Raw genomic sequence first — 15750 nt, 5'->3', positions numbered from 1 at the left:
GCGGGGTGGAGCAGCTTGGTAGCTCGTCGGGCTCATAACCCGAAGGTCGTCGGTTCAAATCCGGCCCCCGCAACCAAATACAAGACGATAGATTGAGTACTTATTTAGTATACAATTGTTAAGTCGTCTACGGATGCGCCGCTTGATTCAACGCCTGCTTCTCGCAACCAATCACATCGCTCTTTTCATAATGCTGCGAAGCATGAATCCCCAAAAGCTAAACTTTTATCCGCATCATATGATGTCGGACGATTTCGTTTGTGTTTAAAACACGATATGAATCGGCTGACGTACAAGTATGATGAGGCCTCGCGTGTTTTATCTACTTTAATTAACAGAGTTATCCACATACGTCGTTCTGTGGATAAGTTGGTTGATAAAGTGTTTTTAGCTTGACTTTTTATGATGGGGAAGAAAGATCTTTTCTCTAAAATGAAGTGGAAACAACAAAGAAACACCAATTAACTCTTTGTTATATAAAGAAAAAATAAGTTTTTTGTCGGATCGAGTACGTTAAAATACGATCATTAACTGGTGTTTTTTTGATCCTAGTCATTTCTCCGAGCTGTGTTTAACTTTTTTCTGCTAGCTTGTTTTTCTTGAATCTCAAATTTTTTTCCACATTACAAAATTGAGAACAAGGTCATGAATTGAACATGCAAAAGTACTTTCAATCTCTTGCATATAGACTACGCTCTATGCGTCTCTCGGCAGTCCCTTCTCGACTATCCTTATTAAGCGTTGCTTTTTCGTCTCTATAGATGAATTACTCTCAGTGGGGAGTTGATTCAGTTGCTCTGTCAAAGCCCATTTAATGTGCTCATCAAGTAATTTATTTTCACCTTGCCGACTTTCCAGCGCATCTATGATTCGCTGACTATATTCTGCATTACCAAGTGCGACAGCGATGTTACGTAGCCACTGTATATGACCAATACGACGGATAGCGGAGCCTTCCATATTTTTTAGAAAAGTCGCTTCATCCCAGTTAAACATGTCGACGAGGTCAGGGTTTTTGAAACTGTCACGACGGTGGAAATCATCTTGCTCCGTTATGTCGGCGTAGCGGTTCCATGGGCAAACCAATTGACAGTCGTCACAACCATAAATGCGGTTACCCATTGGCTTTCGAAACTCTTCAGGAATCACTCCATCGAACTCGATGGTGAGATAAGAGATACAACGCCTGGCATCGACAACTTTGTCTTCAACGATGGCTTGTGTTGGGCATGATGTAATGCATGCTTTGCATTTACCGCACTGATCAACGCTTGGCTCATCTACGGGTAGTGGTAAGTCGATAAGTAGTTCACCTAAAAAGAACCACGATCCACAGTCTTGATCTAAAATCAGGGAATGTTTCCCGGTCCAACCTAAGCCCGCTTTTTGGGCGAGAGGTCGCTCTAATATTGGTGCGGAATCAACGAAAGGTCGGTAACCATATTGACCAACCTCTTGTTCAATAAGTTTGCCGAGTTTATTTAGCTGCTTTCTGACGAGCTTGTGATAATCACGCCCTAGTGCGTAGCGGCTAATATAGGCATGACTTTTATTCGCGAGGTTTGAAGCGAATTGAGCCTCTGGTGGCAGATAGTCCATCCGGACGCTGATAACACGAACGGTTCCCGGGAGTAGCTCATGGGGTCTAGCACGCATCATACCGTGACGAGCCATCCAATCCATTGAGCCGTGATAGCCTGCATCAAGCCATTTTTGTAGTGCTGCTTCATGTTCACTCAGATCAACGTCGCAGATCCCAACCTTTTGGAAGCCGAGTTCTTTTCCCCAAACTTTGATTTGTTGTGCGAGTTGTTCGTAGTTCATGTTAACCACCGGAATAAAGGGGGGGCGGATCTTAACGGATCTCTGGCTTTGGTGCTACCCAGTTAGGTACGTTTTTGATGTTGTGAATACTGCTTATTGAAGTCATTTGCATATATTCTAAATCTAGGTCGATACTAAGATGATTAAGATACCGTTTATTGGATACTTTTTTCGCACATATGACATTTGAAAGCTTGTCTCTCAAAACCAACACGGTTTACTATTCCTGTTCTTTTGATTTTTATATAGTCAACGATCATTAGTTAGAGAAGCATCAATGAGCACGAAACAATTCAATTTAAAAGATGAGCATGAAACGGTTGCACTAGGCACCGCTTTGGCTCAGCTTTGTTCCCAGCAAACCACAATTTATCTGCATGGTGATTTGGGTGCAGGTAAAACAACCTTTAGTCGTGGTTTTGTCCGTGCTCTTGGTCATCAAGGTAACGTGAAAAGTCCAACTTATACTCTAGTCGAACCGTACCAGTTGGATCAGTGGCAAGTATATCACTTCGACCTTTATCGTCTTGCGGATCCTGAAGAGCTTGAGTTTATGGGGATTCGAGACTATTTCACAGACGATGCGATTTGCTTGGTTGAATGGCCTGAAAAAGGGCATGGCTTACTGCCACAACCGGATCTTGATGTAAACATTCGCTACCAAGGTGAGCAACGTGTAGCCGAACTAACAGCTAATAATGATTATGGTGTGCAGTTACTCAGTCGATTGGAGCTATGTTGAGTTTTTCAAATTTTAGAGTAGTGGCGACGTTTGTCGCCACTTTTCTCCTTCTCATCCCCAATTTAGCATTTGCTAACGTCGTTAAGAGTTTTCGAGTTTGGCCTTCACCTGATGAAACGCGTGTTGTCATCGATTTAGGCTCGGAAGCTGACTATTCCTATTTCTCTTTATCAGGGCCGGATCGCCTTGTCGTGGATTTAAAAAGCACGACGATGCAGGCCAAACTGCCTGTTACTGTTACGGATAGCCCTGTTTTAAAACTGGTACGAAAAAGCTCGCCTCCAGAGAAGGGCACTTATCGTTTGGTGTTTGAACTAAAAAAGAGCGTTCAAGCGGAATTATTTAAATTAAGCCCAACACCAGGTGGGCAGTATGGTCACCGCTTGGTGATTGATTTACCGCACGGTAAGAAGGCATCGACCTCTAAACCGAGTAAGCCAGCGGCGGCCAGCAAAGACATGAGTTCAGTTCAACGAGCTCAAGAAGTGTTAATTGTTATCGACCCTGGTCACGGTGGGGAAGACCCTGGCTCTATTGGCCCTTCACGTCGTAAGTACGAGAAAGATGCGGTATTGAGTATCTCAAGAAAAATTGCTGCTCAGCTCGATGCGACTCCTGGTATTAAAACGCGCATGACTCGTACGGGAGATTATTTTGTAAACTTAAACCGTCGTGTCGCGATTGCTCGTGAAAATGATGCGCACTTGCTGATCTCCATTCACGCAGATGCGTTTACTTCACCGAAGCCTCGCGGTGGATCGGTCTTCGTACTAAATACTCGTCGTGCAAATACCGAAATTGCTCGTTGGGTCGAGAACCATGAGAAACAGTCTGAGTTATTGGGCGGCTCGGGTAATGCGTTCTTCACGAAGACAAAAGATCGTAACGTGAACCAAACTTTGTTGGACTTGCAGTTTAGTCATTCACAAAAAGAAGGCTATAAGCTGGCAACAGAAATCCTAGGTGAGATGGGACGTGTTGCGCACCTACATAACACCAAACCGATCAACACCAGCCTTGCGGTTTTACGCTCTCCACAGATTCCGTCTGTGCTAGTGGAAACGGGCTTTATTTCTAACCCAACAGAAGAGCGTTTACTGTTTCAACGAGCGCACCAAGATAAGTTAGCTCAGGCTATCACTAAGGCGGTCGTCAAGTACTTAAAAGATAACCCACCAGAGGGGACGGTGTTCTCGCCTTCAGCGAAGCCAATGGTACATATTGTAAAGCGTGGCGAGTCATTATCGGTGATCGCGAACAAATATGGGCTTAGCTCTAAAGCGCTGATGTCGGCAAACAACTTGAAGTCGACAGGCTTGGCAATTGGTCAGAAGCTCAACATTCCTTCTGCTGGTACGATTAAAGTGCCAAGTAAACCGATTACTGTTGAGACAGAAACCATTACGCACAAGGTTAAGTCTGGTGAGTTCTTAGGTAAGATTGCGAATCACTATAAAGTGAAGGTTTCAGATATCCGCCGAGAGAATAACTTGAAGTCAGATACCTTGTGGGTAGGGCAAAAGTTGAAGATAACGGTCGCGGTAAAAGATAAACCGATTCGTAAGCACAAGGTTTCTCGGGGTGAGTTCCTTGGCAAAATAGCGTCCAAATACGGCGTTAGCGTATCGAGCATTCGTAAAGCGAATAACTTACGCTCTGATCAGCTAGCGGTTGGGCAAGTCCTGATCATTCCAAACAAGTAGGTGAGCTTCTAACTCATTATGACGATTAAAATTTTGCCAGCCAGACTTGCAAACCAAATCGCCGCAGGGGAAGTGGTCGAAAGACCTGCTTCTGTGATTAAAGAGCTGGTTGAAAATAGTCTTGATTCTGGCGCAACTCGAATCGATATCGATATCGAGAAAGGAGGCGCAAAGCTGATTCGTGTTCGTGATAACGGAAAAGGTATCGCGAAAGATGAACTCGGCTTAGCGCTCAGTCGTCATGCGACATCTAAGATACATACCTTAGATGATCTCGAAGCCATTATGAGTCTAGGTTTTCGCGGTGAAGCGTTAGCCAGTATTAGCTCAGTCTCGCGTTTGACGCTCACGTCGCGTCCTGCGGCACAAGAAGAAGCCTGGAGTGCCTACTCCGAAGGGCGTGATATGCAGGTGAAGCTTAAGCCAGCAGCGCACCCGATTGGCACTACCGTTGAGGTGTTGGACTTATTTTTTAATACTCCAGCGCGTCGCAAGTTTCTTCGTACGGAGAAAACCGAATTTGCTCATATTGATGAGTTATTGAAACGCATTGCGTTAAGCCGCTTTGATGTCACCATCAATGTGCGTCATAACGGCAAGATCATCCGTCAATATCGCGCGGCGAAAAATCAGCTTCAAACCGAAAAGCGTATTGCTGCTGTCTGCGGTAATGCGTTTGTGCGGCATATGCTCAGAATCGAGCTTGAGCATCAAGGGTTAAAGTTACATGGGTGGATTACCACACCAGAGGGAGCAAGGCAGCAAAGCGATTTACAATATTGCTATGTGAATGGCCGAATGATGCGTGACAAATTAATCAATCACGCGATTCGTCAAAGCTATGAAATGAGCTTAAAGCCAGATCAGTTTGCAGCGTATGTGCTCTTTATTGAGCTAGATCCGCACCAAGTAGATGTGAATGTTCACCCTGCTAAGCATGAAGTGCGTTTCCACCAAGCTCGTTTGGTGCATGATTTCATCTATCAAGCTTTGACGGATGCACTTGCGCAAAGCGCCGTGATTGATAAACCACAGGTGAATGAATCGGCATTTCATCGCGCGGAACCGACTGAGTCCGAAGAGATTGAGCATTCGCCAGAGCCTGAAAAAGTACAAGAGCCAGCATCTTCACCAGTACCAGAGCGGGTTTATCAAGCGATAGAGAGTACACCGGCTTATCCTGGACGCAGTGATTATGAAGTGAAGCCTCGTAATAGCGGTCCTAGTGAAACCTCCGTGCGAGAGGCGCGCGTAGTGGAGTCATTCAAACGTAATGATTGGGTGGAATCCAAACCTGCACCAAAGCCAAGTCACAGTAAAGAGCGCCACGTAGAACCAGCGCCAACTAAACAAGAAGTACGCGCTTATCACGAGCTGTTGAAAACGCCAGAGTTTGAGGCTCAGGCAGTCACTCCAATAGCGCCCCAAACGATAACTTCGCACACATCAATGCCATCGATTACTGCATTGGGCAAAGCGCTGATGGTGGTCGATGAACAATTTGTTTTGATGAGCAGTGACAGTGGGGCGGCGTTAGTCTCGTTACCTAGAGCAGAATTTTATCGTGTAAAAGGCCAGCTTTCTCCAAGCGATGGTGCACTCAAGGCACAACCTCTGCTTGTTCCTCTATCTATTAAGTTAGAGGCCGAATTAGTGAGACTGGCCCAAGATTATCAACAAGATTTGGCATTGCTTGGTATTCAATTGAAAGCGAGAAACGAGCACGCCTTAATGGTGATGGGCGTCCCAGCTCCGCTGCGTCAACAAAACTTACAAAATTTAGTACCAGATCTGTTATCTTACGCGCAATCTTGTGTGAACGAAGGTATAGCAGCGGCTCAGATGCTGTCTGAGTTGATAGATTGGCTCGCATTACAGGTCACGACAGTGAAGAGTCACTATACTTTTTCTGAAGCCATTCAAATTATTGCGGAACTTGAACAGCTAAGACATGGTCAATTGCCATTAGAAGATACAAAATTCGTATCCGCTGTTGATTTCTCTGCCACGATAGCCAAATTAAAACCATGACAGATAAACTACCTTTGGCGCTATTTTTAATGGGGCCAACTGCATCAGGCAAAACTGAGCTGGCGATTCGTCTTCGTCAAAAATTTCCGGTTGAGATCATCAGTGTTGATTCTGCTTTGATCTACAAAGGGATGGATATCGGTACGGCGAAACCGGATGAAAAAGAGTTAAGTTTGGCGCCTCATCGCTTGATAGATATTTTGGATCCAAGTGAATCTTACTCTGTCGCCGACTTTCGTCGAGATGCATTGAAAGCGATGGATGATATTGTTGCAGAAGGAAAAATTCCACTTCTTGTGGGTGGAACAATGCTGTATTACAAGGCGTTACTTGAAGGTTTATCACCACTTCCTGCTGCAAATCCTGAAATTCGTCAGCAAATTGAACAAGAGGCATTGACTAAAGGTTGGTCAGTGTTGCACGATGAACTCAAAGAGGTTGATCCTGTGTCAGCTGCGAGAATCCATCCCAATGATCCCCAACGTTTATCTCGGGCATTGGAAGTTTTTCGCATTTCAGGTAAAACTTTAACTGAATTGACTCAAACGAAAGGTGAAAGCCTACCATACCGAGTCAAGCAGTTTGCAATAGCTCCCAAGGATAGGGCAGAACTTCACCGTCGGATTGAACTCCGTTTCGAGAAGATGATGGAAGCGGGCTTTGAAGAAGAAATGAAAGCGTTACATTCGCGAAAAGATCTTCACCCCGATCTTCCTTCCATACGATGCGTCGGTTACCGACAGATGTGGGAGTATTTAGATGGGGAGTGTACACGTGACGAAGCGGTATTTCGTGGCGTATGCGCGACTCGTCAATTGGCCAAGCGTCAAATCACCTGGTTACGCAGCTGGGATGATTTAACTTGGTTGGATAGCGAGAACATTGAACAGGCATTAGAAACGATGTCGGAAGCAATAGCATCTGATTGACATAGCTGTGTATAATGTGATCGTTTTTGCGTGAACGCACTCTCAAAGGATCTGTTGTTGGCGGTTTTTATACTATGCTGCTAATTACTTAGAGTGCATTTTTGATTCGTTTAGCTCAGATGCAAAAGCCGTATCTTTTGCATTGCACCACTAGCTAAATAATTACAACTACAAATTAAATAAGGAAAATAAAAATGGCTAAGGGGCAATCTCTACAAGACCCATTTCTAAACGCGCTACGTCGTGAGCGTATCCCGGTATCTATCTACCTTGTGAATGGTATTAAACTACAAGGTCAGATCGAATCATTCGATCAATTTGTGATCCTGCTGAAGAATACTGTTAACCAAATGGTGTACAAGCACGCGATCTCAACAGTTGTGCCGGCTCGTCCAGTGAGCCATCACAGCGGTGAACGTCCACAAGGTGAGCGTCCACAAGAGAAATCAGAAGATTAATTCTTCATCGAGTATTTTTAAAATAAGGAGTTGATTGCTTGTTTGACCGTTATGAATCCGGTGAGCGAGCCGTACTTGTTCATATCAACTTCACGCAAGAAGGTGAATGGGAAGATCTGGCTGAGTTCGAAATGCTGGTTTCTTCTGCTGGGGTAGAGGCGCTACAAGTAGTAACTGGTAGTCGTCAATCCCCACACCCGAAATACTATGTCGGAGAGGGTAAGGCCCAAGAGATTGCTACAGCGGTACAATCAACGGGTGCCGAAATTGTGATTTTTAATCACGCCCTCTCTCCTGCCCAAGAACGTAACCTCGAAGCACTGTGCCAATGTCGAGTTCTCGACCGCACTGGTCTTATTCTCGATATCTTTGCTCAACGAGCTCGAACACACGAAGGTAAGCTACAGGTAGAGCTGGCTCAACTTCGTCATATCTCTACTCGTTTGATTCGTGGTTGGACGCACCTTGAAAGGCAGAAAGGTGGTATCGGTTTACGTGGCCCGGGTGAAACCCAGCTGGAAACCGACCGTCGCTTATTGCGTGACAGAATCAAAGCCATCCTGCGACGCTTAGACAAAGTAGCGAAGCAGCGTGAACAAGGGCGCCGCGCCCGAAATCGAGCTGAAATCCCAACGGTTTCACTTGTGGGTTACACCAACGCGGGTAAGTCGACACTCTTCAACCGTATTACAGAAGCTGGCGTGTACGCGGCTGATCAATTATTTGCTACTTTGGACCCGACTTTACGTAAGATAGAGTTAGCAGATGTTGGTCCTGCCATCTTGGCAGACACGGTTGGTTTTATTCGACATTTGCCACACGACTTGGTTGCGGCCTTCAAGGCAACCTTGCAGGAAACGCAAGAAGCTGACATTTTGTTACATGTTGTTGATGCCAGTGATGAGCGTTTTCGTGAGAATATTCAAGCTGTTCATGAAGTACTAGAAGAGATCGACGCGCATGAAGTGCCGACTCTGGTTGTCATGAACAAAATCGACAATCTAGATTCGCAGAAACCACGTATAGAACGAGACGAGGAAGGCGTACCTCGTGCAGTTTGGGTTTCAGCAATGGATGGGTTGGGCATTGATGTCCTGTTTGAGGCGCTGACGGAACGTCTGGCGTCACAAATGGTCGAGCATCAGTTGCGAATTCCTCCACAGTATCAAGGACGATTCCGTAGTACCTTCTTCCAAATGAAGTGTATTCAACGTGAGGAATATGACCAGGATGGTAACTTGTTGATCGATATTCGAATGCAGCAAGTAGATTGGTCTAGACTTGAAAAAAGAGAAGGGGCAGTTTTGACTGGCTTTATAGTCACTTAAAGGACTGCTACAGTATAACGTCATATCAAATGATGGAGCTTTCTAATGGCGTGGAATGAGCCTGGAAATAACAACGGCAACAATGGCCGCGATAATGACCCTTGGGGTAATAATAATCGTGGTGGCCAGCGTCCTGGTGGCCGAGATCAAGGTCCGCCAGATTTAGATGAAGTGTTCAACAAACTGAGTCAAAAGCTGGGCGGCAAGTTTGGTAAAAAAGGCGGCGGTGGTTCTCCAATCGGCGGCGGTGGTGGTAGTGCAATTGGCTTTGGCGTGATTGCTCTGATTGCTGTTGCAGTTTGGTTCTTCGCTGGTTTTTACACCATCGGTGAAGCAGAGCGTGGTGTTGTACTGCGTTTAGGTAAATACGATCGTATCGTAGACCCAGGTCTTAACTGGCGTCCTCGCTTTATTGATGAGTACGAAGCGGTAAACGTACAAGCGATTCGTTCACTACGTGCATCTGGTCTAATGCTGACCAAAGATGAAAACGTTGTAACAGTTGCGATGGATGTTCAGTACCGAGTGACTGACCCATACAAATACTTGTACCGTGTAACCAATGCAGACGACAGCTTGCGTCAAGCAACGGATTCTGCACTACGTGCAGTAATTGGTGACTCATTGATGGATAGCATTCTAACCAGTGGTCGTCAGCAAATTCGTCAAACTACGCAAGAAACACTGAACCAAATCATTGATAGCTATGATATGGGTCTGGTACTTGTTGATGTGAACTTCCAGTCTGCTCGTCCACCAGAGCAAGTGAAAGATGCGTTTGATGATGCAATCGCAGCACGTGAGGATGAAGAGCGTTTCATTCGTGAAGCTGAAGCATACAAGAACGAAATCTTGCCTAAGGCAACGGGTCGTGCAGAGCGTTTGAAGAAAGAAGCACAAGGTTACAATGAGCGTGTCACTAACGAGGCTCTTGGTCAGGTAGCACAGTTCGAAAAACTACTACCAGAATACCAAGCAGCGCCTGGTGTAACGCGTGATCGTCTGTACATTGACGCAATGGAAGAGGTGTACTCAAGCACTTCGAAAGTGTTGATTGACTCGGAATCAAGCGGCAATCTTCTTTACCTTCCAATCGATAAGTTGGCGGGACAAGAGGGCAAAGCAGATACCAAACGTAAATCGAAGTCATCTTCAACTTATGATCAAATTCAACTTGAGTCTGATCGTACACAAGAAGACACTTCGAACACGCAGTCTCGTTCAACAGGTTCACGTCAAGGGAGATACTAAGAATGCGTAAGTTAATGATCCCTGTACTGGTAATCGCACTGGCATTAATGTTGATGTCTTTGTTTGTGATTCCTGAAGGTGAGCGCGGTATCGTGGTTCGATTTGGTCGTGTCTTGAAAGACAATAACGACATCACTCGAATTTACGAGCCTGGTCTGCATTTCAAGATGCCTTTGTTTGACCGTGTGAAACAACTTGATGCACGTATCCAAACAATGGATGGTCGTGCAGACCGTTTCGTAACGTCTGAGAAAAAAGACGTTATCATTGATACCTACGTGAAGTGGCGTATTGAAGATTTTGGTCGCTACTACCTCGCGACAGGCGGTGGTAACTCGCTAACGGCAGAGGCACTACTTGAGCGTAAAGTGACGGACGTGCTTCGTTCTGAAATCGGTGCTCGTGAAATCAAACAGATCGTATCTGGTCCACGTAACGATGATGTGCTACCAGAAGACGCAAGTGCCGATGTTGTCGCAACTGAAGCGGCTCGTGAGGCGCTTGAGATTGATGGTGAACGCGACCTAATCATGTCTGAAGTATTGAAAGACACGCGTGAAAGCGCAATGAAAGACTTGGGTGTTCGTGTCGTTGATTTCCGAATGAAGAAAATCAACCTGCCTGATGAAATCAGTGAGTCTATCTACCGTCGTATGCGTGCGGAGCGTGAGTCTGTTGCTCGTAAGCACCGTTCTCAAGGTCGTGAAAAGGCGGAAGTTATTCGTGCTCAAGCAGAACTAGAAGTAGCAACTATTCTAGCTGAAGCTGATAAAACTGCGCGTGTGACACGAGGTGAAGCGGATGCTGAAGCTGCGAAGATTTATGCTGAAGCGTACAACAAAGACCCTGAGTTCTTTAGCTTCCTACGCTCGCTACGTGCGTATGAGAAGTCCTTCAGCTCTAAGAGCGATATTCTGGTGCTTGATCCGAAGAGTGAGTTCTTCCAATACATGAACCAGTCGAAGGGCAGCATGGAGAAATAATCTCCGCGTCTCATTGAAATAAAAGGCTCCTTAGGGAGCCTTTTTTGTATCTGATGCTAAGTGCTAGCTCATCATGATGGCGATGACGGCTCCAGCAACTACTAGGCAGCCACCGATGCGTCGTAGCTGATTGTTGGGTTGTTCACTTAATTGAGCCACCATATTCCGCCAACCGTTAGGAGCAATCAGTGGCCCAATGCCTTCCACGATCAAGACGAGCCCAATCGCCAACCATATGGATTCAGACATAGCGCTTTCCAGTCGAATAGAGAAAGCTAAATACTATCAGTGATATGCTGATTTCAAAATGAACAAAGCGGCAAGATGACATTCTGGTAGCAACTCTGTGAACAAAAAATGACTGCAAGAAGCGTGATTCGGTGCTAGAATCCATTTTTAACTAGCAATCAGACTTGGAAAGATGGGAAATAACGTAGTCGTTCTAGGCACCCAATGGGGTGACGAAGGTAAAGGTAAAATCGTAGACCTTTTAACTGAAGATGCAAAATACGTGGTACGCTACCAAGGCGGTCACAACGCAGGTCACACTCTCGTAATTGACGGTGAAAAAACCGTTCTTCACTTAATTCCATCAGGTATCCTTCGCGATAACGTAAAATGTGTTATCGGTAACGGTGTTGTACTATCACCTGAAGCTCTACTTAAAGAAATGAAGCCTCTTGAAGAGCGCGGTATTCCAGTACGCGAGCGTCTTTTCATTTCTGAAGCATGTCCGCTAATTCTTCCTTACCACGTTGCAATGGACCAAGCTCGCGAAATCGCTCGCGGTAAAAAAGCTATCGGTACTACTGGTCGTGGTATCGGTCCAGCATACGAAGATAAAGTTGCTCGTCGCGGTCTACGCGTTGGCGACCTATTCGATATGGCGACTTTCGCAGAGAAGCTAAAAGAAGTCATGGAGTTCCATAACTTCCAACTAGTTAACTTCTACAAAGCGGAGCCAGTGAGCTACGAAGAAGTACTTGAGCAAGCGAAAGGCTACGCTGAACTACTAACGTCAATGGTTATCGACGTAACTGACGAACTAGACGCAGCACGTAAGCGCGGCGACAAGATCATGTTCGAAGGTGCACAAGGTACACTACTTGATATCGACCACGGTACTTACCCGTACGTAACGTCTTCTAACACGACTGCTGGTGGTGTTGCTGCAGGTTCTGGTTTTGGTCCTCGTCACATCGGTTACATCTTGGGTATCGCAAAAGCGTACTGTACTCGCGTTGGTGCTGGTCCATTCCCGACTGAACTATACGACGGTTTAGATAAGCAAGATCCAATTGGTAAGCACTTGGGTGAAGTTGGCCACGAGTTCGGTGCGACAACTGGTCGTCTACGTCGTACAGGTTGGTTCGATGCTGTTGCTATGCGTCGTGCAATCCAAATCAACTCTGTATCTGGTTTCTGTCTAACTAAACTAGACGTACTAGATGGTCTAGAAGAGCTAAAAATCTGTACTGGTTACAAGATGGAAGATGGCTCTGTGCTAGAAGTTTCTCCGATGGCTGCTGAAGCATTCGAAAAAGCAACGCCAATCTACGAAACAATGCCTGGTTGGTCTGAGAACACATTTGGTGCTAAGTCACTAGATGCTCTACCACAAGCCGCTCTTGACTACATCAAGCGTATTGAAGAGCTAACTGGCGTTCCAGTAGACATCATCTCTACAGGTCCTGACCGTAACGAAACTATCATCAAAGTTCACCCATTCGAAGCTTAATTGATAGCCGTTAAAGATTGCAAAAGCCGACCTTCTGGTCGGCTTTTTTGTATCTGAACAAAAACAGCGTGACTCTCATATGGCAAGCTTTTGCCGCTGAGCCTAAATCAGAGGCAAAAATTGTCTAAAGCTTAGCTGTTTTTTGCCGATAAGGTTATCAAGCAGAGGAGATCCTTCACCGATCTTTGGTTTCTTAGATACCTTAAGGGTACGTTTATGAAGTTACGAACAGTGGCTGCTTCACTGTTGTTGACCTTGGTTGCTACCACAGTGAAAGCCAATGTTGCTGATGTGGGGGCACCAGTTCCGATCTATACCGAAGCAGAGCTGATAAAGCTTATTGAGCAAAATAAGCACTTACAACGTGTGCGCGCTGATAACTGCCAGCTGGTGGAGGATATCGTAGCTCGTGCGACTCGAATTAACTTACCCGCTTATGAGTTTCTATACGGAGATATGTTGGCTTGGGGTGTGTGTGTCGAGCAAGATGTCGAACTGGGTCTTTACTACATCGAAAATGCAGCGCATCAGGGGTTACCTGCTGCACTAGAGCAGATTGGCCGATACTATTCGCGTGGCACTTTAGTACAGCAAGATAAAGAACGTGCAATTCCATATTTGCGAGAAGCTGCGTCAATGGGAAACCTAAACGCGCGTATTCATCTGGCCGAGTTGCTTTTACGTGATTATGGCAGTCCACTCGATTACGAAGATGCGTATCGTTGGTTATATAACTCTGTCACAGCAGATAAGCGGCAGCATAAGCGCATAACTGTATTGAGAAACGGCCTTGAACAGCGCATGCCACAAAACGTTATTGCTCGAGCTAAACGGCGAGACACCTTTTGGTAACGCTTCAATATTGCAAACAACTTCATACAACAAAGCCCACGTCACGTGGGCTTTGTTGTTTTCCCGATAGCTGATAGCGCTTAAACCACTTTGTGTGGACCGAAGCATTCGTAATGGAATTGCTCTTCTGGTACGCCAAGTTCTAATAGCTGTTTCGCTATGTGCTGCATAAATCCTACAGGGCCACAGAAGTACACCTGCACGTTATCTTGCTTTAATGCAGCTTCAATTTCATACAGATTGACAAAGCCCGTGAAGTGGAAGTCTTCACCTAGTTTGTCTTCTGTCGTTGGTTGGTTATACCAAACGAGCGCGTTCATATTTTCTTTTTCTGCAACGAGTTGGTTTACGTGTTGCTTGAAAGCATGCTGTTGGCCATTTTCTGTTGCATGAACCCAAGTTACAGGTGCTTGATGTGCTGAGAGACTTTCTAGCATTGACAGCGTTGGAGTAAGTCCCACACCAGCAGATATTAGAACAACGGGTGTTTGTGGTTCGGCATCCATAAAGAAATCACCGGCAGGGGCCGCAAGCTGCACTTTTTCGCCAATGTTCAGGCTATCGTGCAGGTAGTTCGACACTTTTCCGCCTTCTTCACGTTTTACCGAGATACGGTAAGTGTTCTCTTGGACCGCAGAAGACAGACTATATTGGCGAATTTCTTGGTTTTCTAACTGGTCACTGTTGATGTAGATGCCAAGGTATTGTCCCGGTTTATACGGCGCCACTTTTTGACCATCGGTTGGCTTTAGCACAAAGCTGCAAATGTGTTCGCTCTCAATCTTTTTATCGACTAATTCAAATTCGCGTAGACCGCGCCAGCCGCCTTCCAAAGCTTCATTTTGTTGGTAAATTTGTTCTTCGCGCTGAATAAATACATTCGCAAGTACGCCGTAAGCCTCAGCCCAAGCATCCAACACTTCTTGACCTGGATTAAAAAGCTCATCGATTGTCGCAAGTAAATGCTTACCAACGATTTGGTACTGATCTTCTGTGATCAAAAAGCTCGTGTGCTTATGCGCAATTTTCTCTACTGCGCCAAGCAGAGCTGGCAAATTTTCAATATTGGCAGCATAGGCACAGATAGCGTTGAATAATGCTTCACGCTGATCGCCGTTACGCTGGTTACTCATGTTAAAAATATCTTTCAACTCAGGGTTATGAGTAAACATACGCTCGTAAAAGTGCGCGGTCAGTTTTGGTCCTGTTTCGGCGATGAGTGGTGCAGTCGCTTTGACGATCTCGATAGTTTGATTGCTGAGCATAAGGGCTTCCTACTTTAAGTTGTATTTATAATGCATGTTTAAAGTTGTATCTCAAATGTATCTTTCGATCAAGAAAAGATTTACACTTTTATCGATAGCTCAAGTTTGGGGTTTTAGCATCACCAGCGGGTTATTGAGTCGCACTTTGGGAGAGAATATGCAGTTAACTAGTTTCACTGATTATGCGTTGAGAACCTTAATTTTCTTGGCTTCGTTGCCGGAAGATGAGTTAACCAGCATTACCGAAGTGACGGATTTATTTGGTGTGTCGCGCAACCATATGGTTAAAGTTATCAATCGGTTAGGGCAGTTGGGTTATGTCCATACCGTGCGCGGAAAAAACGGTGGTATCCGGCTGATGAAGCCAGCGTCTGAAATCACAGTCGGTGGTGTTGTGCGCGATTTAGAGCCGTTAGATTTAGTCAACTGTGGTGTGGATTTTTGCCATATTACCCCTGCTTGCCGCCTCAAAGATAAATTGGCGAAAGCAAAAAGTGCCTTTCTGGCGGAGTTGGATGACTGCACGATTGAATCCTTGCTCAGTGACAATTCTGAACTTTTGATCTTGCTGGCTCGTCCTTAACTCATTTGCATGCCTAGAGTCGATCTCGATCATTCTTTTTTCAAAGCAATTCTGTAGCTTATC

Annotated in this window: 14 protein-coding genes; 11 read left to right on the top strand and 3 right to left on the bottom strand. The window is 45.5% G+C overall.

Annotated features, from left to right (window positions below; translation table 11 throughout):
* Positions 1-696: 696 nt before the first annotated feature.
* The gene (queG, locus tag R7P74_RS21890; RefSeq protein WP_005381370.1) at positions 697-1824 is read right to left on the bottom strand and encodes a tRNA epoxyqueuosine(34) reductase QueG; all 1128 of its coding nucleotides are present in this window, start codon (positions 1822-1824) and stop codon (positions 697-699) included.
* 277 nt (positions 1825-2101) lie between these two features.
* On the opposite strand from queG, the gene tsaE reads away from it, so the two are divergent.
* From tsaE to hflC, 8 genes are all read left to right on the top strand, one after another.
* Positions 2102-2566, top strand: coding sequence for a tRNA (adenosine(37)-N6)-threonylcarbamoyltransferase complex ATPase subunit type 1 TsaE (tsaE, locus tag R7P74_RS21885; protein WP_005381372.1), 465 nt, complete (start codon positions 2102-2104; stop codon positions 2564-2566).
* On the top strand, positions 2560-4269 hold the full coding sequence (locus R7P74_RS21880) for an N-acetylmuramoyl-L-alanine amidase (RefSeq protein WP_005381374.1): 1710 nt from the start codon (positions 2560-2562) through the stop codon (positions 4267-4269). The genes tsaE and R7P74_RS21880 overlap by 7 nt, the downstream gene beginning before the upstream one ends.
* Positions 4270-4287: 18 nt before the next feature.
* On the top strand, positions 4288-6300 hold the full coding sequence (gene mutL, locus R7P74_RS21875; RefSeq protein WP_262634473.1) for a DNA mismatch repair endonuclease MutL: 2013 nt from the start codon (positions 4288-4290) through the stop codon (positions 6298-6300).
* Positions 6297-7229, top strand: coding sequence for a tRNA (adenosine(37)-N6)-dimethylallyltransferase MiaA (gene miaA / locus R7P74_RS21870; protein WP_005395375.1), 933 nt, complete (start codon positions 6297-6299; stop codon positions 7227-7229). Before mutL ends, miaA begins: the two co-directional genes overlap by 4 nt.
* Positions 7230-7423: 194 nt before the next feature.
* Positions 7424-7687, top strand: coding sequence for an RNA chaperone Hfq (gene hfq / locus R7P74_RS21865; protein ID WP_005381379.1), 264 nt, complete (start codon positions 7424-7426; stop codon positions 7685-7687).
* A gap of 38 nt (positions 7688-7725) precedes the next feature.
* A complete protein-coding gene (hflX, locus tag R7P74_RS21860) occupies positions 7726-9015 on the top strand; it encodes a ribosome rescue GTPase HflX (protein WP_005381380.1) in 1290 nt (429 codons plus the stop codon).
* Between the two features lie 45 nt (positions 9016-9060).
* Positions 9061-10266, top strand: a complete 1206-nt coding sequence (gene hflK, locus R7P74_RS21855; RefSeq protein ID WP_017633728.1) for an FtsH protease activity modulator HflK — start codon at positions 9061-9063, stop codon at positions 10264-10266.
* A 2-nt stretch (positions 10267-10268) separates the two neighbouring features.
* Positions 10269-11249, top strand: coding sequence for a protease modulator HflC (gene hflC, locus R7P74_RS21850; protein WP_005381382.1), 981 nt, complete (start codon positions 10269-10271; stop codon positions 11247-11249).
* Positions 11250-11312: 63 nt separating this feature from the next.
* Here the strand turns inward: hflC and R7P74_RS21845 are convergent, their stop codons facing one another.
* Positions 11313-11498 (bottom strand): DUF2065 domain-containing protein, encoded by a 186-nt coding sequence (locus R7P74_RS21845; RefSeq protein WP_005381383.1) that lies wholly within the window; start codon positions 11496-11498, stop codon positions 11313-11315.
* Between the two features lie 172 nt (positions 11499-11670).
* Between R7P74_RS21845 and R7P74_RS21840 the strand changes: the two genes are divergently transcribed.
* Entirely contained in the window at positions 11671-12987 is a 1317-nt protein-coding gene (locus tag R7P74_RS21840) for an adenylosuccinate synthase (protein WP_005381385.1), read from the top strand.
* Between the two features lie 216 nt (positions 12988-13203).
* Positions 13204-13839 carry a flagellar protein MotX gene (motX, locus tag R7P74_RS21835; protein WP_005381388.1) on the top strand — a complete coding sequence of 212 codons (636 nt, stop codon included), beginning with the start codon at positions 13204-13206 and terminating at the stop codon, positions 13837-13839.
* An 80-nt stretch (positions 13840-13919) separates the two neighbouring features.
* Here the strand turns inward: motX and hmpA are convergent, their stop codons facing one another.
* Positions 13920-15104 (bottom strand): NO-inducible flavohemoprotein, encoded by a 1185-nt coding sequence (gene hmpA / locus R7P74_RS21830; RefSeq protein ID WP_225474191.1) that lies wholly within the window; start codon positions 15102-15104, stop codon positions 13920-13922.
* 157 nt (positions 15105-15261) lie between these two features.
* Between hmpA and nsrR the strand changes: the two genes are divergently transcribed.
* On the top strand, positions 15262-15687 hold the full coding sequence (gene nsrR, locus R7P74_RS21825; protein ID WP_005381392.1) for a nitric oxide-sensing transcriptional repressor NsrR: 426 nt from the start codon (positions 15262-15264) through the stop codon (positions 15685-15687).
* The last annotated feature ends 63 nt before the right edge of the window (positions 15688-15750 follow it).

It is taken from the genome of Vibrio sp. 2033, from assembly GCF_033339735.1.
The sequence above is the reverse complement of the archived record's forward strand: the minus strand, read 5'-3'. Positions and strand labels throughout refer to the sequence as shown.